Genomic DNA, 19,497 nt, shown 5'->3' with positions numbered 1-19,497 from the left:
CATGCTTAATGAACGTACTACAAATGTTGCTCTAAAGCCTTTGTTGATTAAATTACCAAAATTCCTCGATCAACGGGGTAATCTGTCTTTTGTAGAAGAGCAGGAGCATGTTCCTTTTAAAATCAAGCGGGTTTATTGGATCTATGATGTGCCTGGGGGACAGCTCCGAGGTGGTCATGCTTTTAAGAAAACGCAGGAGTTGATTATTGCTTTATCGGGAAGTTTTGATGTGGTACTAAACGATGGAGAAAAGGAGTATAAATATTCTTTGAACCGCTCTTACAGTGGCGTATTTGTGCCGCAGATGATGTGGCGCTCACTTGAGAACTTCTCTACCAACTCATTGGCGGTTATCATAGCTTCTACAAATTACGAGGTTGATGATTATATTCGTGATTTTAAAGTTTTTAAAAAACTCACCCTATGCTAAGTTACGTATCCGACATCCACAATTGTAATGTGGTGGAATTGCCGAAAATACACAATCCTGCCGGTAATATTACCATCGTGCAAAATGGTGCCGACTTGCCCTTTGATGTGAAGCGTATCTATTATTTGTACGATGTACCCGGCGGCTCAGAGCGGGGAGGTCATGCCCATAAAAATTTATATCAGTTAATAGTGGCAGCCAGTGGCAGCTTTGATGTAATTATTGACGATGGTCAACAGAAAAAAATCATTCAACTGAATAGACCTAATTTTGGTCTAATGGTAATTCCCGGCATATGGCGTGAGATCGTCAATTTTTCATCAGGCGCCATTTGTTTTGTGTTGGCATCCCAAAAGTATAGTGAGGAAGATTATATTCGGGGGTATGAAGATTTTTTGGCATATAAAATGCAATAAATATGCTTATTGAAATAGATTATAACACCTACTGCGATCTTTTTCCTGATCAGAGAAATCCTTTTATAACAAGTTGCTTTATTGAATTAAATAGGTTTAAAGCAGATGAGCTGGTTTGTTTGGTTGAAGAAGTTGATAAACCTGAAATGGGTTTGATAGCTGGGGTGAAGGATAAGAATCTTTTATCCCCCTTTTCGGCTCCTTTCGGTGGTTTTCATTATAAAAAAGAGAATATTTATGTAGATAGGATAGATGCTTTTATTTCTTCCTTAAAAAGGTATTTCTATGATAATACAAATGAGCAGTTTCAGATAACATTGCCACCTGATATTTACACGCCTTCTTTTAATGCAAAATGCATTAGCTCATTCGTTAGAAGTGGTTTTACATATCAAATTCCTGAAATTACAAGTTGGGTCGATCTTCGCTTGTTTAATAATCGATACAAACAGAAAAATAGCCGTGAATATTACCGTCAGTCTTTGAGAAATAAGCTTGTATTTGATAGTATCTCTTCTGCGGAGGAACAGGAAATAGCTTATGGGATCATCAAACAGAACAGGGCGAGGTATGATCGGCCTATATTCATGACCTTAGAGGATATACGTCGAGTAAAAAAAATATGGGCTGTTGATTTTTTTAAAGTGACATCCCCTGACGGATTAATGGTGGCTTCCGCTATTTTTTATCGTTTTCATTCCGATATTGTATTTGCGCTTTTTTGGGGAGATAATGAGCATGGACGTTCACTGCGTGCTATGGATTTTATGCTATTTAACTTGTGGAAGCATTATAAAGAACTAAGTTACAAGTATGTTGACTTGGGAATATCAACGGAGCAGAGCATTCCAAACGTTGGGTTATTGCGCTTTAAAGAAACGCACGAAGCTATTTCTTCCCTAAAATATTCATTTTCTTTGAATAGTAATCCGTCCTAATGTTTATAATTAACCCTGACCCATATAGCTTGCCGTGTTATCGTATCGGTCCTTTTCGCACCAAAGATGTAGCGATCAATCATTGTTTACCGGATGACAATACAATTGATAAGTATTTCAACGAGCGCTTTGATGGAAGAAAGTTCACCTATACTGAAAATGGGCGACAAGCCATTAATTTTGCTTTGCAATGTTTAAACTTGCAGAAGGATGATGTAGTAACTATTTTAACTACATCCGGTAATTTTTACATCAGCGGATGCGTAACCAGGGAGATAGAGAAATTTTGTAATTGGTCGCGAGAAATTATGCAGGAAACCAAAGTCTTGTTTGTCAACCATGAGTTTGGCTTCCCGTATGATCATCCTGAAAGATTAAAGGAATATGGATTACCCATTATAGAAGATTGTGCCAACGCTTTTTTTTCCAAAGGCGTTGGAGCTGATCCCGGGACTGTTGGCGATTACGTGATTTACAGTTTCCCAAAAACCTTCCCGCTACAAGTTGGTGGTCTTTTGGTAGCCAATGATTTAAAATCAGTTAAACAGCATTATCAAATAGATGATAAGTTATTAAGGTATATTAAAAATGTATTGTCTTACTATATTGATTCTCGGCAAAAAATAATAGAAAAGCGTGTTAGTAACTACAATTATCTTAGTCAAGAATTGCATGATATGGGATTTAGTGAACGATTTGAATTGAAACAGGGAATTATGCCTGGAGTATTTATGTTCAAAGCCAAAGGTAGCGGAATAGACCTGCCTGAACTCAAAAAGCATTTTTATGCCCACGGGGTGCAATGTAGTGTGTTTTATGGTGAAGAGGCCTTCTTTATTCCTGTACATCAGGCTTTGGAGAAAGAGGATTTGGATTATTTTGTGGCAATAATTAAGGACTTTCTATTTAAGTAAAAATGCTTACAGAACCTGTAAATGATTAAGTTTTTAGATATAAAGAAAATAACGGCAAGCTTTGAGCCTGAAATTTCTAGGTCTGTGCAAGAGGTGATTGAAAGTGGATGGTACCTCCTGGGTAAAGAAGTCGATAATTTCGAATTGGAATATGCTAGATATATAGGTGTAAATCACTGTATTGGAGTGGGTAATGGTTTGGATGCGCTGCGTTTGATTCTGAAAGCCTATATCCAAATGGGCTTGATGCACGAAGGCGATGAGGTAATCGTACCCGCCAATACCTATATTGCGTCCATACTTGCGATTACCGACAATAACTTAAAGCCGGTTTTGGTGGAGCCGGATATCAATGGCTATAATCTGAATATTGACCTAATAGAGCAGTACATAAGCCCCAAAACAAAAGCCATTATGGTGGTTCATTTATATGGACGAGTTTGCTGGGATGAAAAATTGCAGGCCTTGGCCAATCAGTTCGGACTGAAAATTATTGAAGACAATGCACAAGCCGCCGGTGCCCAAATCTCATCACTCAATGCTCAATCACTTATCCGTTCCGGTTCACTTGGCGATGCCGCAGGCCATAGCTTTTACCCTGGTAAAAACCTGGGCGCCTTGGGCGATGGGGGTGCTGTTACCACCAATGATAAGGAGTTAGCGAATGTCATACGCGCATTGGCCAATTACGGATCCATGAATAAGTATGTAAACGACTATCAGGGCTTGAATTCCCGCTTGGATGAGATACAAGCTGCCATGCTACGGATTAAACTAAAACGCCTGGACGAAGACAATCAGCATCGCCGGGGGATTGCGAATTATTATTTGCAAAACATCATACACCCGGATGTAATTCTACCGATAACTAATCGCCAACAGTCAGCAGCTAATAATCTATCACACGTATGGCACCTGTTTGTTATCCGCTACCCCAAGCGGGATGCTTTGCAGGAATACTTAACGGAACAAGGAGTGCAAACTCTTGTCCACTATCCCATTCCACCCCATAAGCAAAAAGCATATAAAAACATGAATGGTTTATCTCTGGCGATAACTGAAAAGATACATCACGAAGTACTTTCTTTACCGATTAGTCAGGTAATGACTCAAAGTGAAGTAAAGTTTGTAGTGGATGTTCTCAATACCTTTCATGGATGATTTGGTAACTTTCACGAAAAACCCGTGTTGTATACAAGTTGGATTTGATCCAATACTTAGTAGTATATTTATTCATATTGTTAGAATAGTATAATCTCATGAAGCAATTTGCCCTAATAGGAGCTGCCGGCTATATCGCTCCGCGACACTTGCAGGCAATCAAAGAAACAGGTAACAATCTAATTGCAGCTTTGGATCCTTATGATGGTGTAGGCATTATGGATAGCTTTTTTCCCAATGCAGCATTTTTTGTGGAGACGGAACGTTTTGATCGTCATATCGAGAAGTTAAAATATGATAAAGGGATAGACTTAGATTATATGAGCATCTGTACTCCTAATTACTTACACGATGCACATATACGCATGGCCTTGCGCAGAGGGTCGGATGCAATATGTGAAAAGCCATTGGTGTTAAATCCATGGAACATTGATGCCTTGGCAAGAGTGGTTGAAGATACAGGGAAAAAAATATATAATATATTACAACTTCGTTTGCATCCAAGCATTGTGTCCTTAAAAAAACGTGTTGACAATGGTCCGAAGGATAAAATCTACGATATAGATCTCACTTATTTGACTTCGCGCGGAAATTGGTATTACACATCATGGAAGGGCGACTTGTCTAAATCGGGTGGTATTGCCACAAATATCGGCGTGCATTTTTACGACATGCTATCATATATATTTGGTAATGTGAAGCAAAATATTGTTCATATCCATACCCATGACAGGGCGGCCGGATTTCTTTATTTTGAGAGAGCTCGTGTGCGTTGGTTTTTATCCATTAACGATGAAGTATTGCCAGCAAAAGTTATTGCTAAAGGGCAACGTACATATCGATCCCTATTGATCGAAGGGGTGGAGCTGGAATTCAGTAATGGCTTTACCGACTTGCATACCCGCAGTTATCAAGAAATATTGGCGGGTGGTGGTTACGGGCTGGAAGCTCCAAGACAGGCTATCGAAATTGTTCATGCAATTCGTCATGAAAAGCCGGTTGGGCTAATTGGTGACTATCATCCTTTTGCTAAGAAACCTCTCGCAAAGCATCCTTTTGCAAAGTGATTTAAATAGGGAAATGTTATGATCAGGCAAGTTTCATATTCTAATATGTCAGAAATGTTGTTGATGAATTAGATATACGTCAGCCTGATTATAATCCTGGGATAGTTGGAGGTTCACATGGGCAGCAAAATGGATTGATTAGCAAGAGATAGAAAAAGTATTTTATTTATAGAACCGGTTGGCTATTTGGACACAATGGCATGGGAAATTCATGCCAAACTAATTGTTACGGATAGTGAAGGGGGGGTAAAAAGAAGCTTATCAGTTTGAAACAGGACGTTCGAGATTTAAAGGAAGATTTAATTGCTGAAAACAAAGAGCGTGCTACAACGAAGATGCAATCCGTTAATGAAGAAAAATCTTCATATCGCCAAATATTTAAGGCTACTTCTCTTTTTGGCGGCGTGCAGGTTTTTAACATCATTATTGGTATAGTGCGCGTTAAGTTTGTTGCTGTATTACTTGGTACAACCGGAGTAGGAATAATGGGGCTTTTGAATGCACCCATACAATTGATAATATCCATAACTGGTTTAGGTATTGCTTTTAGTGCTGTGCGGGATGTTTCTGAGGCCCATGGCAATAGTGATATGGTAGGAATTGCTAAATCAGTTATGACCCTTAGGAGATGGGCCTGGTTAACAGGTTTGCTAGGATCAATTGTTACTATTTCACTGGCTCCTGTATTAAGCAAGTGGTCATTTGGTAATGCTGATTATACTTGGGCATTTGTATGGTTATCAGTGACTCTGCTTCTCTACTCCTTAACTGAGGGGCAAAAAGCTATTTTGCAAGGTACACGGAGGTTAAAAGATTTGGCTAAAGCTGGAGTGCTGGGGTCTGCATTAGGGCTTGTAACAGCCATCCCGTTGTATTACTTCTATGGCTTAGAGGGAATTGTACCTTCAATGATTGCTAGCTCAATAATCGCACTGATTCTTTCATGGAATTATTCTCGAAAAGTGTCTGTTCAAAATGTACACCTGAGTCTTAGAGAAACAAGAGATAGAGGGTTTGATATGGCAAAGCTTGGTGTTTCAATGACCCTTGCCGGTTTTCTGGCAAGTTTATCTACTTACCTTCTCAGTGCATTTATTAGTAACCACGGTGGAGTAGAGCAAGTAGGACTTTATAATGCAGGTTGGGGAGTGGTTGGGCAATATACTGGAATCGTATTCACAGCTATGGCAACAGATTATTTTCCGAGACTATCAGTGATACAGTCAGATAATCAGAAGATTAGGGTTTTGGTAAGTCAACAGGCAGAGGCGGCCTTGTTAATTATGGCACCGTTATTAGCACTTTTAATTGTAACCATGCCTCTCGCCGTTAGGGTACTCTATACCGAGGCTTTTTTGCCAATTGTTATGTTTGCTAATTTAACAGTTCTGGGAATGCAGTTTAAGGCTGTATCATGGGCAATGGGCTATGTGTTTCTGGCCAAAGGGGATGGTCGTATTTTTCTGATTTTAGAAATTGTATCAGGAATACTCATCCTGACATTAAATCTTCTGTTCTATTATTTTTATGGGTTAAATGGTCTTGGCGTTTCGTTTATTTTGTCATTTATAATTGGTAGTTTAATTGGATATCTTGTTCTTAATAGAAAATATGGTTTTTTTTATCCAAAAAAGTTTTACGGTAGATTTGCTACTACCTATGGACTTGTGCTTATGTCTTTCTTATCCGTATTTATCCTCAATGTATTGGTTAAATATATTGTCGGGATTTGCTTACTCGTGTTAATAGTTTTGTATTCTTATGGTCAACTAAACAAAATGATAGACATTAAACAAATGATTAGAGATAGGTTGAAGCGGAAGTAATGTATAAAATTTAAAGAATTAATATTTAGTGGGTTCCTTTGTTTCTGTTATTGTTGTTACTTATAATTCTTCCTCTTTTGTTGAAGAAACTTTGAACAGTATTAGTCAGCAGACATGGCCCGATATTGAATTGATAATCACCGATGATTGTTCTACTGATAATACAGTTTCTATATGTCATGAATGGATTAAAGCCAACGGGCATAGGTTTGTGTCTACTGAAATAATAGGTTCTAAAATTAATACGGGTGTCGCAGCAAATGCTAATCGTGGACTTAAGAGGGCAGGTGGTCAATGGCTTTGTTTCCCTGCAGGTGATGATGGGCTTAAACGTGATTGCATAGCGGATAATATACGGTGGGTGAACGAACATCCTGAAATAAGGGTGTTATTTTCAGCTGTTGATATTTATCAAAACACTTTTTCGAAAGAAAATTATATTAAAACAACTCCAACAGAACCCTTTAATCCCAATAGCATTATGTACCCTGGGAGGACAGTTCAATCGCAATACCGACAGCTCCTGGTTTCCGATAGGATTCATTATACGCCTTCCTTATTTATTCATAGAGAAACGCTATTGTCGGTGGGTAGTTTTGATGAGCGTTTTAAGTTATTGGAAGACTACCCGCTTTGGCTAAATCTAACCAGGAATGGGCATAAACTTCATTTTATGAATAAGGTTACAGTTAATTATCGGCAACACCGTGCGGCCATTAATAATAATAGTAACAAGCTTTTAATTAATCCCAATTACTTCAGCCAAGAGGCATTTAGAAGGATATATATATATCCTAATATACCAATTGATATAAAGCTAAATTGTCAATATCAATGGATGGTATCACAATTGTTTAGGTTGCCTTTCTTTAATAAAGATATCCCTGCTAATAGGTGTCTGCATTCTGCTTTTACTATTTATCTTAATCCGTTCAAGTATTTTGTTAAGTTTAGGAAAATGTTGAATCGGAATTTACAGAAAAATGAATTGTATAACTAATCATTATTACAAAAACAGCAAAGGCTAAGCCAGTAGTATGAAACGATTGTCGGTTATTATCCCCATGTATAACGTCGCACCCTATGTTGAAAGATGCATTAGAAGTCTCGAAGATCAAGATGTTCCACAAGAAGATTACGAGTTGATTTGTATTAATGATGGTTCTCCTGATCATAGCAAGGAGGTGGTGCGAACTTTGCAGAATGAATTTAGCAATATTGTACTCATTGACCAGGAAAACCAAGGTGTTTCTGTTGCTCGGAATAATGGAATTGATCGGGCAACAGGAGATTACCTTTTAATGATCGATCCGGATGATTATGTGCTGCCTAATGTATTTGCAGAGAAATTGAAAATCCTCGATCAGTCTAAAGTGGATATAGGCTATACCGGCTATGTTATTTTAGATGGCCAGTTAAAAGAAGAATATCGTTATGATCCAATTTATAAAGAAGACAAGGTAATATCAGGAATTCAATATTTCAATCGTTACGAAAAAGGGAAAGTAGAAATCAGGGATCCTCACAGGTCTGTCGCGATTTTTTTCAGGAGGAGCTTTTTTAATCAGCATACCATTCGGTACCTTTCCGAGGTACCTTATTTAGAAGATGGAGAGTTGATAACAAGAGCTGCCTGTTTGGCACAACGGGTTATATTTATTAATACTCCTTTTTATATGCGCACTACCCGCCCGGGCTCTGCGACGCATAGCAATTTGTTTAATACCGATAGAGCCAGAACAGGGTTTTTGAAAGCAGCGAATAACCTGCATATCTTCAAATTGAATAAATGTATTGAAACCGGGCAAAAAGAATTCGTAAACCAGTCTATTATTCATTTTACTTTTATGTTTTTGGTAAGCGTAAAAATAAAGGAGTATATAAAGTATTACCCTCAACTGCATGCATCTTTAAAAACAGGATCATTAAGAAAATTAGATAATGCAGGTTGCAGTCGTTTTTATACAAAAATAGCCAGATATTATAATCTCTCCATTCATTTTGTGTATTTATACTGGGTATTATTTTCTATAAGGCATTCTCTGAAATTTAAGGCGGAAAAATTGTTCAAAAGTGTCTGAGTTAGCGGTATGTAATAAGATAGGGATTTTTTGCAAAATAAAATTGTAAACTGAGATGAAGGAATTTAGTGGTGCTTATTTTTATTCGAAATTAAAACCGCAAAAAATTACAATCAACAATCGCATTGTCTATATTCAGGGTAATCCAATGCGTGCGAATTGGGATGACGGTGCAGATAAATGGATTGAAGATACGATTAGATCAATAAAACACAGCGGAACACAAATAGAGACATGTTTGATTGAGCGCTTAAAGGTAACAACAGGACTATATTTATTAATAGTTATAAGTAATAATAGAATCTTCTTGGTATCTGATGCTATTAGCAGCTACCCTGTGTTTTATGGTAATTTTCGTAATCAATTTTTTATTACGGATAACCTTGAGGCGTTTCAGAAGGAAAACGGAGCTTTTAGGATTGATATAAATAGGTTTGAAGAGTTTTTAGCCTATGGAAATGTGCTTGGGAATCGCACTTTGTATCAAGGTGTTTATCGGGTACAATCAGGAGAGTTGGTATCAATTGATGAAAAGGAAATGGAATCTCATCGGCATTTCATATTTAGGCCTTCCAAGAAACCAGATTTTTATAAAAAACAGGATGATTTTATTTCGGCTTTTGATAAACTGTTTCTATCGGTTTTTTCTCGAATGGTTAAGAACAATCCACAAGTCAACAATTGGTTAGTCCCTTTAAGTGGTGGACATGACTCACGCCTTGTTGTTAACTATCTGTATCGTTTAGGTGTTAAAAATGTGATTTGTTTTACTTATGGTATTCCTAATAATACACAAGCACAAATTAGCAAACAGGTGGCTGAAGCTCTCGGATATGAATGGCATTTTGTGGAATATACAGCTGAAAAATGGCAAGCCCTGCATAGCAACGGCCTATTTGGGGAATACATTGATTATGCTTTCAATGGTGTTTCTACACCACATATCCAGGATTTTTTGGCAATTTATGAGTTAAAGCAAAAGGGAATATTCAACAGTGGAGATATTTTTTTGCCGGGACATACAGTAGTAACAGAAACTGAAACGGTTTTTGGTAATGAAACACTGCAACTGAAAAATAAAGAATCGGCACTTACTTATGTGTATTCGAAGATTTTGGCTATGAAGCGAGATTTAGAAGATGATTCACTTATGCATGATGCACTTAGTGAAATGTATGATGAGGCAAATGTCGAACCTAGAAATTTTATGGCCTATTGTGATTGGCAGGAAAGACAGTCGAAATATATTACTAATAGTGTGCGAGCTTATGAGTTTTTCGGATTCAAAAATTATCAACCCATGTGGGACTGGGAGATTTTTAATTTTTGGATGAAAATGCCTGTAGAAAAGAGGGTTAAAAGGGATCCACTGTATCAATTGGAAAAGAACGGAGGGCTGGTTGAGCAGCTACTGGAAATTCCATTTGCATCTGAAACGAAGAAATCTGTAAAAGCAGCACTTATAAAAATAGTGAAAAGGAATATCCCTGAGAGCCTTTTACAACGGTTTTTGCGGCTATTAAAAAGAAAAGCGAGACTTAACGAAGGCTTAAATCAGGTATTTGCCTTGTCGGCCAATTCAGTTAAGGACATGCTCGAACCGATTGAGGATTTTCCACCAAATACGCAAGCTTATTTTATAAAATTTATTGATAGATACCCATACCAGGTTAATCCCATTATATTGACCACATTATATTCTATTAGAAGACTTCTGGATAAATCGAAAGATTCCGATAACTAGCAAATTAATTTTATTTAGTAAACATTGGCGAGCTATGAAAATTGACTTAGTTAATAAAAGTTGGATAAAGTTTGAGACTTCAGAATTTTCAATCTTTTTTATTGGATATATTGAATTTAGATCTACACTTTTTTTAAAAGCATCTGAATTAGCAGTTCTCTTTGCACAGATAAAAGAAAAAGAAGTGGAATTGGTAAGTTTCATTTTGGATACCTTTTTGCCAAACGGCAATGGAAATTTTGCACTTATTTTAAAGAATAAATCTCAGTATCTAATTGCCTGCGATTATACGCGTAATTATCCACTCTACATTATTAATGACGCTTCTAACTTAATTGTCACAGATCATATTGGCCAATTAATCTTCAAAAAAGAACATGATAAACTGGCCCAGGAGGAATTTTTACTCGCTGGGTTAGTAACAGGAAACAGAACTGTGTATAAAAATGTAAAAGGCATTCAAGCCGGAGAGATGGCCATTGTTTTAGATGGTAATATTATTTTTAAAAGATATTTTGTACTTAAATCAGATCCATTAAGGAAGAAGTCAGCTTTACATTTCGAGCATGTTTATGACCAAATCGACAATTTATTGATCAAAACCTTCAAACGCATGCTTAAAAGCTGTCCAAATGTAAAGAATTGGATAGTGCCGTTAAGTGGTGGTTTAGATTCTCGGTTGATTATTAGTTATCTATATCGATTGGGTTGTAAGAATGTTATTTGTTTTACATATGGTATTAGATCATCTCAGGAGGTTGCTTATAGCAAACAGGCAGCTGAAGCGTTTAGCTTTAAATGGTATTTTGTTGAATATTCTGAAAAGGAATGGGAGGTATTACACAGAAATGGGCTTTTTGATAAATATGTAAGATATGCTTTTAATGGCTGTTGTTTGCCTCATTCTCAGGATTTTCTTGCATTGAAAAAGCTAATTGATGAAGGTGTAATCTGTAAAAATGATGTTGTGGTACCCGGGCACACGGCTTTTACAGAGGCTGCAAATATAAATATCAAAAATATTTCGACTCAAGCAGAGGCACTGAAATTTGTATTTAATAAATATTACACCTTATTTCCGAGCATCAAAAGTTACCCGAAATTTGTATCAACATTAGCTGGTCTGTTCGATGAGGGTGAACAATCCAATAAGAGCTTTCCTGAGTTTTTTAACTGGCAGGAGCGACAATCCAAATTCATAATCAATAGTGTCAGGGCATACGAGTTTTTCGGATTAAATTGGCGTATCCCATTTTGGGAAAAGGAGGTGATTGACTTTTGGCATGAATTAGACTTTGACGACCGGATAGAAAGAGAGATCATGTATCATGTTGCTAATAAAAGACTGTTCCATAATAATATTCAGGAACTGCCTGTTATTAATAAATACAAAAAAGTTGTGCCCCCCAAAAGTAAAATGGCAGATATGGTCCCTCAGCTTTTAAAGAGCTATATTGTATCGGTTTTAAAACGAAAGGTTGTAATCGGTGAAGGAACAAATAGCATATTTGCTCTTAAAGCCAATTCTGTCGGAGCGATTTTATATCCAATGAAGTTATATCCTTTACATATAAAGAGGTATTTATCGCCTGTTTTAATCCGAAAGCCCTATCAGATGAATGTGAATGCGCTTATGGCCATTTATACTTTAAAGGAAGAAGTTTTTATCGAAGAAGTTCCCCAAATCAATGGATAAGAAGAAAATACTTTTAGTATCAAACGCATTTCATCCCGAAGTGTCACCACGCAGCTTTAGAGCTACGGAGTTGGCTAAAGAGCTTTGTAGACAGGGATATGAAGTAACCGTCATTTCAAAGTTTAGGGATTTTGATTACACCGATTTTCTTAAAATGTATCCGTTTAGCTTAAAGATGTGGAGTAAGCCTTATTTTTCGGGGGGGGGTACATTAAAAATTAAACCTCTTGCTTATGGGCTGAAGATATTTTTAAGAGTCATAGCTGTTTTATTTGAGTATCCGGCAATAATTGAAATGTTTAAGGTGAAAGAAATGCTCCGCACAGAGCAAGGGTATGATATGATGATATCCTTTGCAGTTCCATTCCCCGTGCATTGGGGCGTGGCCTGGGCCAGGCGTAAAAAGCATACTATAGCCCATACGTGGGTGGCCGATTGTGGAGATGCTTATATGTTTGCAAGATTGGATACTTTTCGAAAGCCCTTTTACTTCAAGTATTTAGAAAAGGGTTTTTGCCGCAGGTGTGATTACATTTCTATCCCTTTTAGTCAGTTGGGTGATCAGTTTTACCCCGAATTTAAATCCAAGATGAGGGTTATTCCTCAGGGCTTCAATTTTTCAGATATTCACTTAAGCGGGCAAGCAGTAAATAACCATCGCCCGTCATTTATTTTTGCGGGTTCTGTTATACCTGGAATTAGAGATCTGGATAAGCTGCTGGAATTTCTTGTGAGTTCTAATCTTGATTTTTTATTTATTGTTTACACAAATCAGCCCGACTACTATTTGAAATATAAAAGTAAATTGGGTGACAAACTGTTGATTAAAGAATATATAGATCGTATATCTCTTATCTACGAAATGAGCAAAGTTAACTTTTTAGTGAATATTGATACGATACATGATAGTAAAAATAATGTCGAAGCAATTCCCAGTAAATTAATAGATTATGCTTTGTCTGGCCGCCCCATTTTGAACATTAATTCAGCTCACCTGGATACAGAATTGGTAAAGGAATTTTTCGATCATAATTATTCAAAACAACGTATAATAGATAAGTCTAAGTTTGATATAAAAATAGTAGTTTCCAAGTTTATTTCCTTGATCAAATAGATGTAATTTAATAATATGTGGGTGTCGAGAAATGGGTGATGAGATTGATTTACATGGAATCAAAACACCACAGTAAGACACTCATTATTGCTCATATGTAAGTAATCAAGGATTTGATTAACAAAAGTACCACTCTGGCAGTGATCAAATATACAATAGTTTCATTATTATAATGATTAATGCAATAAGCTTCAATGCTAACACTCTTTCTAGGGGAGTAAATAATTATTGGCAGTTTCTGATACTTTTTATTTTGTGGCCATTCCTTGCGTTTTGTGTTGCGTTATACAATTACAATAGTCGGGTTGCAAAGTATATTGTATACATGTTTGTTATTTATTATGGCTTAACCTTTAATAACCAAAACGAGTTTATGGATTCTTATAGATACGTTTTGTCTTTGGAAGCTAACTCGATGCGGCCGTTTTCTGAAGTTTTTAATATTATCGGAGGTTTGTACAGTGACACTACGATTGATATTTTTGAACCCTTAATCTCCTTTTTAGTTTCAAGATTTACAACAAATGCAGGGGTGTATTTTGCAGTCTGGACTGCTATTCTGGGTTTTTTTTATTTAAAATCCATTAACTTGCTATATGATAAATATACAAAGCAACCAGGATTGAACTCGCTTGTCTTATTGGTGTTTTTTATGTTTATATTGCCCTTAACTTCGGTGAGTGGGATAAGGATGCCAACAGCAACATGGATATTTTTTTATGGAGCCTGCCAGGTTGTTTTAAATAAGGATAAAAGATTTATAATTCTCGCCTTATCAGCAACACTTGTTCACTGGAGTTTTGTAACAGCAAATGTGGTTCTTTTGGCTTATGTTTTTGCGGGCAATCGTGATAAAATCTATTTGCCAATTGTAATAGCTTCATTCTTTGTACCGCATTTTTTTGCACCTGTTTTTGAAACCATCTCAATGAGTTTAGGAGGTGTTATACAATCGCGGTATGAGGGATATTCAAGTGAAGGGTATATTATGGGAATGCAAGATAACGCCCAAACGGCTTCTTGGTTTGTGTTCCTAAGCGATGATTTGGTATTTTACTTTTTGTTAATTTGTATTTCTCTTATTCGTTTAGGGTATCAATTTCAACCCGGCATACAGAAAAGAGAAGACGCTAATTTATTTAGTTTTTTGCTCGTGTTCCTGTCTTTTGTAAACTTTGGTAAGGTAATCCCAACTTTCGGAGGCAGGTACCAAACTGTATTTTACCTGTTTGCCACGGTTTATGTTTTTTTAGGTTCTGTTAAACGAAAGACTGGTGCCAAAATAAATTGGATTATTTTATTTGGGCTTTTCCCGATGCTTTTATACAGTCTTATGCATTTTAGAATTGGTTCAGAAACTATTAGTGCCTGGCTATTTACGCCTTTAGTTGGATCTCCTTTAATAGCTTCAGGTCTTTCTCTGGCAGAGGTATTGTTTTAAGTTCTATTCATTTTCTAATTACTTGCATTGTGTTAAATGCTGTTAAAACTTATTTTTCCCAAAATCTGATCAACCTACCCGGGTTCCGTACCCATCGTAAAATAGTGGTGATTGAAAGCGATGACTGGGGGAGTATCCGCATGCCTTCCATTGAGGTTTATCAGTTGTTTAAGCACAAGGGGATGGGTGTAGCTGATTCGGATTATAATCGTCTCGATACCCTCGAAAACAATGAGGATATGACGCTTTTATTGGAAACCTTGAGCCGCCATACCGACGCCTATGGGAAACCGGCTGTTTTAACGGCCAATATGGTGGTGGGCAATCCCGATTTTGTAAAAATCCGTGAAGCTGAGTTTCAGACCTACTTTGTAGAGCCAGTGGAACAAACCCTTAGTGTCTACCCGCAGCGTGATCAGGTGTTGCAACTTTGGCAGCAAGGTAATAAGCTAGGATTGTTTCATCCGCAGTTTCATGGGCGGGAGCATGTGAATGTGGTGCGCTGGATGGAGGCTCTGCGAAAAAAGACGCCCGAAATCATGTTTACTTTCCAACATCGAACCACTTTCTCTGGCAATGGCGATTATAATTTTATGGAGGTGTTGGATTACAATACGCCTGCCGACATGAAGCTAATGAAGCAAGGTCTTCGGGAAGGGCTCGATATGTTTGAAGAACTGTTTGGCTTTCGTTCCAAATCCTTTATTCCGCCCTGTTACACCTGGGATAGTCACGTGGAAGAGGAACTGGCACTTGGTGGAGTTAAATACATTCAGGGATTGGTGGTACAATCTGTACCCACGGGTACCTTCGAAAACTACAAACGCAAATATCATTATATGGGTAGCCGCAACCGGCATGGGCAGTCTTACCTGACGCGCAACTGCTTTTTTGAACCGGCATTGAATAAAATATCCGATCCTGTAGGGGAGTGTTTGCGCCGTATTAATATCGCCTTTAAATGGAATAAGCCGGCTATCATCGGCTCACATCGAATTAACTATATCGGCGCCCTCGATCCGAAAAATCGAGCCGGCAACCTAAAGTTGCTCAATGCTTTGTTAAAAAAAATAACCCAAAAATGGCCCGATGTGGAGTTTATGACATCCGATAAGTTAGGGGATTTTATGAACGGAGTGTTGGGTGATGAGTCGTGAGTAATGAGCGTTGAGTGTTTCAATCTCCTTCAATCCATTCAATTTTTTGTCTCTTATGTATGGCATTACGCTTTATTCTCTCTGCCAAAACAAATGTTAAATACAGGAAAATCAAAATATGCAGCAAACTGTCAATATCCTCATCACTGGCGACTTCGCTCCGCTAAATCGGGTGGAAGAATTATGCCGTAAGGGAGATTTCGCATCCGTGTTTAACAATTTTATCGATGTGTTTCAGCATAACGATTTGAATGTTGTGGATTTGGAATGTCCGCTCACGCATGCGCAATATACGCGCCCAAAAACGGGGCCTTATCAAAATGCACACCCCGATACCATCGGAGCTCTCTCCTATGCAGGAGTTGATCTTGCTGCCATGGCCAACAATCATATCATGGATTTCGCTACGCGGGGGGTAGAAGATACGCTGGAACTTTGCCAACAAAACGGGATAGCCACCATTGGCATTGGCACATCCCAAGCAGAAGCAGCCCGGCCTTTTGTTTTGAAACATCAGGGCAAAAGGATAGCCATTATGAATGCAGCGGATAATGAATTTCTGACGACACCCGACGGTGCTTACACCTGTAATCCTATTGATGCCATTCAATGCCACTATAACATTAGTAAAGCAAAGCAGGAGAACGATTACGTACTGATGATTATGCATGCCGGCAATGAGTTTTATCGGCTGCCCTCGCCACGTACAAAAAAACTATACCGGTTTCTCATCGACCAGGGAGCTGATGCTGTGGTTTCGCACCATACCCATGTGTTTTCCGGTTACGAAATATATAAGGGCAAACCCATCTTTTACGGACTGGGTAACTTTGTGTACGACTGGCCCAGCAAAAAGTATTCCGATTGGAACAGGGGCTACGTAGTTAGGTTGATGATAGGAGAGGAAATGCAATTTGAAATAATTCCTCTAAAGCAGGGCAACGAGCAACCTGGGGTTTTCAAACTAAACGACGATGAAAGAAAGCAGTTTGATGAAGATATTAAAGCGTTAAACCGAATTATTGCCGATGATGCCGCATTGGAGGAAGCGTTTGCACAGTATTGCCAGTCAGTGTTTCCCATGTACAATGCATTTATTGAACCTTATTGGGGCAGGTATATAGCCGCACTGCAAAAAAGAGGCTGGCTCCCCCGTTTTCTTAATCGTAAAAAACGATTGTTTCACCTTAATCTGTCGCGCTGCGAATCACACAGGGATGTTTTATTGCGATTGCTCAAAGAAAATGAGCAGCTCATATAATATTGGTAAACAGAATAGTGTAATAACGAAATTTGCGTATATCTTTAAGGTAGAAGATGGGACTGACCCGGGCGATAGCCGTAATAAACGCCGTTTTTAAGCCATCACTCAACACTTGAAAACTTTAGACGATTAGACAATAGACTTTAGGCATGAGATTGAAAGGATTGAAGGAGATTTAGATAGATTGAAAATACCTTACGCTCATTACTCAAGCTTATCACTTCAAATTTTAGGTTTGATATTTAGACAAGAGATTGAAGGGTACTGAAAGTCCTCTCCACTTTACGCTTTATACTCACAACTCATCACTCACAACTAAAATATGTGTGGAATCACCGGATATATTAACACCAATCAGGCTGGCATAAACGACACTTCGCAGATTGTTGCTATGCTGAAGGTACAGCGGCATCGTGGTCCGGATGATTCGGGGGTGCGGGCTTTTAACCTGCAAAGAGGCTGTTCAGTAGAGGTGGATAGCCGTAATCCGGCTCCTCTCGAAGATGGCTTCGATGGCATGCTGGGGTTTAACCGGCTGAGCATACTCGATCTCTCCGAAAATGGACATCAGCCCATGCTAAGTCCTGACAGTAATGTGTTACTTGCCTTTAACGGGGAAATATACAATGCCTTCGATTTTAAAAATGAGCTTGAAAATTGGGGTTATCGTTTTAAAAGTAATACCGATACAGAAGTGATTCTTGCTCTTTACCTGAAATATGGCCTCGAAGAAACTCTAGGTAGGCTAAATGGTATGTTTGCCATAGCCATTGCTGACTTGAATAAGCAGACTTTTTATTTGGCACGCGATCGCTTTGGTATTAAGCCCATGTATTATATTAATTCATCCAGGCGCTTTGCCTTCTCTTCAGAGCTGAAGAGTTTTGGATGTCTCGAGGGCTTTTCTTTTGCGTTAAACAGTGATAAACTCGACGAGTACATGCTTTTTAGGAATACCCTGCATGATACGCTGTTTGAGGGGGTTCGGAGCCTACAGCCTGGCAGTTATATTTGTTACCGACCCGGAAAGGAAATCAAGCATCACTCGTTTTTTAATGTAAACAATTACGAACGTTGCAGGAGAGAGGGGCATAGCGCGGCTCTATTGCAGCATGACTTAAAAGGATGGCTTGAAAAAAGTGTACATGGTCAGTTAATGAGCGATGTAAAGCTGGGCTGTCAGCTGTCGGGGGGCATCGACTCCTCCTTAGTTACCTGGCTGGCCAACCATCAGAGCAGCAGCGGTAATTTTGAGTCGGTATCCATTGTTTTTAATGATGCCCGTTTTTCCGAAGAAAAATATATTAACCGCGTAAGGGATACCCTCGGCATTACGGCTCATAAATTTTTGTTGAATTCCGATTATTACCTGCAGCACATCGAAAAGGCTACCTGGCATCTGGAGGCGCCACTGAACCATCCCAATACCATTGGTATTTATCAGCTGTCGCAACGGGCTAAGGCCTATGTAACCGTCCTCCTTAGTGGCGAAGGAGCCGATGAAGTGTTTGGCGGTTACGAGCGCTTCCACGGCATTAAATACCCTTATGCCGGGCTCAGGCTGTTGCGGCAAGTAAAAAATAATATAAAGCAACCGGCGCAGATGCTTAGCTATTTTAAGGAGGCTCATCGTGCCGTTATGGCCACGGCTTATATGCAGCCCCATCTGGCGCTGCAGCTTTTGCCCGGGTTTACTACCAATAAAGCAAGTCACGACCGATTACAAAGTTATGCCTCTTTACGCGGTACGCGCTTCGACCGACAAGTGAAATATGAGATGCAAACCTATTTGCCCGACCTGCTGATAAGACAGGATAAGATGTCGATGGCACACTCCATTGAAAACAGGGTGCCCTTTCTCGATAATGAGGTGGTGAGCCGTTCTTTTTCTATCCCCGAGAAATTTTTGCTGAGCCGAAATAATGGCATGGGTAGCAATAGTCAAAAGTACCTGCTAAAGCAGATGACAGCCGAGGTGTTTGGGCATCCCTTTGCTTTTCGTGATAAAATGGGCTTTGGAATACCCCTTCGTGAGTTTTTCATGAAAGACGATTTCTCGCAATATCTCAACGATAAAATCGTGCCTGGCATAAAAAGCAGGGGGATTTTTAATGGTAAAAAAGTACAGCATTGGGTGGAACACATTAAAACGATAAAGCCCTCCGAACTCGATGCCTTGTGGGTAGCCATGGCCTTCGAAACCTGGGCTTCCGTGTATCTGGATGGAAAGTAAGCGTAGTTTCTCTCA

General features: G+C 38.6%; 16 protein-coding genes. All 16 read left to right on the top strand.

The features are described 5' to 3' along the window. The first annotated feature begins 1 nt into the window (after position 1). The 16 genes from ACRD7A_RS03080 to asnB all read left to right on the top strand — a co-directional run bounded on the left by ACRD7A_RS03080 (position 2) and on the right by asnB (position 19,482). Entirely contained in the window at positions 2–430 is a 429-nt protein-coding gene (locus ACRD7A_RS03080; protein ID WP_430809889.1) for a sugar 3,4-ketoisomerase, read from the top strand. Beyond that, on the top strand, positions 424–846 hold the full coding sequence (locus ACRD7A_RS03075) for a sugar 3,4-ketoisomerase (RefSeq protein ID WP_430809888.1): 423 nt from the start codon (positions 424–426) through the stop codon (positions 844–846). Before ACRD7A_RS03080 ends, ACRD7A_RS03075 begins: the two co-directional genes overlap by 7 nt. A 2-nt stretch (positions 847–848) precedes the next feature. Beyond that, on the top strand, positions 849–1,784 hold the full coding sequence (locus tag ACRD7A_RS03070; protein WP_430809887.1) for a hypothetical protein: 936 nt from the start codon (positions 849–851) through the stop codon (positions 1,782–1,784). Beyond that, positions 1,784–2,698 carry a DegT/DnrJ/EryC1/StrS family aminotransferase gene (locus ACRD7A_RS03065; RefSeq protein ID WP_430809886.1) on the top strand — a complete coding sequence of 305 codons (915 nt, stop codon included), beginning with the start codon at positions 1,784–1,786 and terminating at the stop codon, positions 2,696–2,698. The genes ACRD7A_RS03070 and ACRD7A_RS03065 overlap by 1 nt, the downstream gene beginning before the upstream one ends. A gap of 21 nt (positions 2,699–2,719) precedes the next feature. After that, the gene (locus tag ACRD7A_RS03060; RefSeq protein ID WP_430809885.1) at positions 2,720–3,859 is read left to right on the top strand and encodes a DegT/DnrJ/EryC1/StrS family aminotransferase; all 1,140 of its coding nucleotides are present in this window, start codon (positions 2,720–2,722) and stop codon (positions 3,857–3,859) included. A gap of 98 nt (positions 3,860–3,957) precedes the next feature. Beyond that, on the top strand, positions 3,958–4,926 hold the full coding sequence (locus tag ACRD7A_RS03055) for a Gfo/Idh/MocA family oxidoreductase (RefSeq protein ID WP_430809884.1): 969 nt from the start codon (positions 3,958–3,960) through the stop codon (positions 4,924–4,926). A gap of 266 nt (positions 4,927–5,192) precedes the next feature. After that, positions 5,193–6,752 (top strand): O-antigen translocase, encoded by a 1,560-nt coding sequence (locus ACRD7A_RS03050; protein ID WP_430809883.1) that lies wholly within the window; start codon positions 5,193–5,195, stop codon positions 6,750–6,752. Positions 6,753–6,780: 28 nt separating this feature from the next. Further along, the gene (locus tag ACRD7A_RS03045; protein WP_430809882.1) at positions 6,781–7,752 is read left to right on the top strand and encodes a glycosyltransferase; all 972 of its coding nucleotides are present in this window, start codon (positions 6,781–6,783) and stop codon (positions 7,750–7,752) included. Positions 7,753–7,789: 37 nt separating this feature from the next. Continuing rightward, a complete protein-coding gene (locus ACRD7A_RS03040) occupies positions 7,790–8,833 on the top strand; it encodes a glycosyltransferase family 2 protein (RefSeq protein ID WP_430809881.1) in 1,044 nt (347 codons plus the stop codon). A gap of 55 nt (positions 8,834–8,888) precedes the next feature. Further along, a complete protein-coding gene (locus ACRD7A_RS03035) occupies positions 8,889–10,577 on the top strand; it encodes an asparagine synthase-related protein (protein WP_430809880.1) in 1,689 nt (562 codons plus the stop codon). A 34-nt stretch (positions 10,578–10,611) separates the two neighbouring features. Beyond that, positions 10,612–12,273 (top strand): asparagine synthase-related protein, encoded by a 1,662-nt coding sequence (locus tag ACRD7A_RS03030; RefSeq protein ID WP_430809879.1) that lies wholly within the window; start codon positions 10,612–10,614, stop codon positions 12,271–12,273. Continuing rightward, positions 12,266–13,387 carry a glycosyltransferase family protein gene (locus tag ACRD7A_RS03025; protein ID WP_430809878.1) on the top strand — a complete coding sequence of 374 codons (1,122 nt, stop codon included), beginning with the start codon at positions 12,266–12,268 and terminating at the stop codon, positions 13,385–13,387. Before ACRD7A_RS03030 ends, ACRD7A_RS03025 begins: the two co-directional genes overlap by 8 nt. Positions 13,388–13,760: 373 nt before the next feature. After that, entirely contained in the window at positions 13,761–14,828 is a 1,068-nt protein-coding gene (locus ACRD7A_RS03020; protein ID WP_430809877.1) for an EpsG family protein, read from the top strand. Between the two features lie 29 nt (positions 14,829–14,857). Continuing rightward, positions 14,858–15,985 (top strand): hypothetical protein, encoded by a 1,128-nt coding sequence (locus tag ACRD7A_RS03015; protein WP_430809876.1) that lies wholly within the window; start codon positions 14,858–14,860, stop codon positions 15,983–15,985. Positions 15,986–16,103: 118 nt separating this feature from the next. Next, the gene (locus tag ACRD7A_RS03010) at positions 16,104–17,246 is read left to right on the top strand and encodes a CapA family protein (RefSeq protein WP_430809875.1); all 1,143 of its coding nucleotides are present in this window, start codon (positions 16,104–16,106) and stop codon (positions 17,244–17,246) included. 325 nt (positions 17,247–17,571) lie between these two features. Then, on the top strand, positions 17,572–19,482 hold the full coding sequence (gene asnB, locus ACRD7A_RS03005; RefSeq protein WP_430809874.1) for an asparagine synthase (glutamine-hydrolyzing): 1,911 nt from the start codon (positions 17,572–17,574) through the stop codon (positions 19,480–19,482). The last annotated feature ends 15 nt before the right edge of the window (positions 19,483–19,497 follow it).

This window comes from Carboxylicivirga longa (assembly GCF_050589825.1).
GTDB lineage: Bacteria > Bacteroidota > Bacteroidia > Bacteroidales > Marinilabiliaceae > Carboxylicivirga > Carboxylicivirga longa.
The sequence above is the reverse complement of the archived record's forward strand: the minus strand, read 5'-3'. Positions and strand labels throughout refer to the sequence as shown.

Coding starts and splice junctions, on each gene's coding strand:
- asnB (WP_430809874.1), top strand. CDS start 17,572: ATGTGTGGAATCACCGGATATATTAACACCAATCAGGCTGGCATAAAC.
- ACRD7A_RS03035 (WP_430809880.1), top strand. CDS start 8,889: ATGAAGGAATTTAGTGGTGCTTATTTTTATTCGAAATTAAAACCGCAA.
- ACRD7A_RS03060 (WP_430809885.1), top strand. CDS start 2,720: ATGATTAAGTTTTTAGATATAAAGAAAATAACGGCAAGCTTTGAGCCT.
- ACRD7A_RS03030 (WP_430809879.1), top strand. CDS start 10,612: ATGAAAATTGACTTAGTTAATAAAAGTTGGATAAAGTTTGAGACTTCA.
- ACRD7A_RS03075 (WP_430809888.1), top strand. CDS start 424: ATGCTAAGTTACGTATCCGACATCCACAATTGTAATGTGGTGGAATTG.
- ACRD7A_RS03080 (WP_430809889.1), top strand. CDS start 2: ATGCTTAATGAACGTACTACAAATGTTGCTCTAAAGCCTTTGTTGATT.
- ACRD7A_RS03020 (WP_430809877.1), top strand. CDS start 13,761: ATGGATTCTTATAGATACGTTTTGTCTTTGGAAGCTAACTCGATGCGG.
- ACRD7A_RS03025 (WP_430809878.1), top strand. CDS start 12,266: ATGGATAAGAAGAAAATACTTTTAGTATCAAACGCATTTCATCCCGAA.
- ACRD7A_RS03065 (WP_430809886.1), top strand. CDS start 1,784: ATGTTTATAATTAACCCTGACCCATATAGCTTGCCGTGTTATCGTATC.
- ACRD7A_RS03010 (WP_430809875.1), top strand. CDS start 16,104: ATGCAGCAAACTGTCAATATCCTCATCACTGGCGACTTCGCTCCGCTA.
- ACRD7A_RS03040 (WP_430809881.1), top strand. CDS start 7,790: ATGAAACGATTGTCGGTTATTATCCCCATGTATAACGTCGCACCCTAT.
- ACRD7A_RS03055 (WP_430809884.1), top strand. CDS start 3,958: ATGAAGCAATTTGCCCTAATAGGAGCTGCCGGCTATATCGCTCCGCGA.
- ACRD7A_RS03070 (WP_430809887.1), top strand. CDS start 849: ATGCTTATTGAAATAGATTATAACACCTACTGCGATCTTTTTCCTGAT.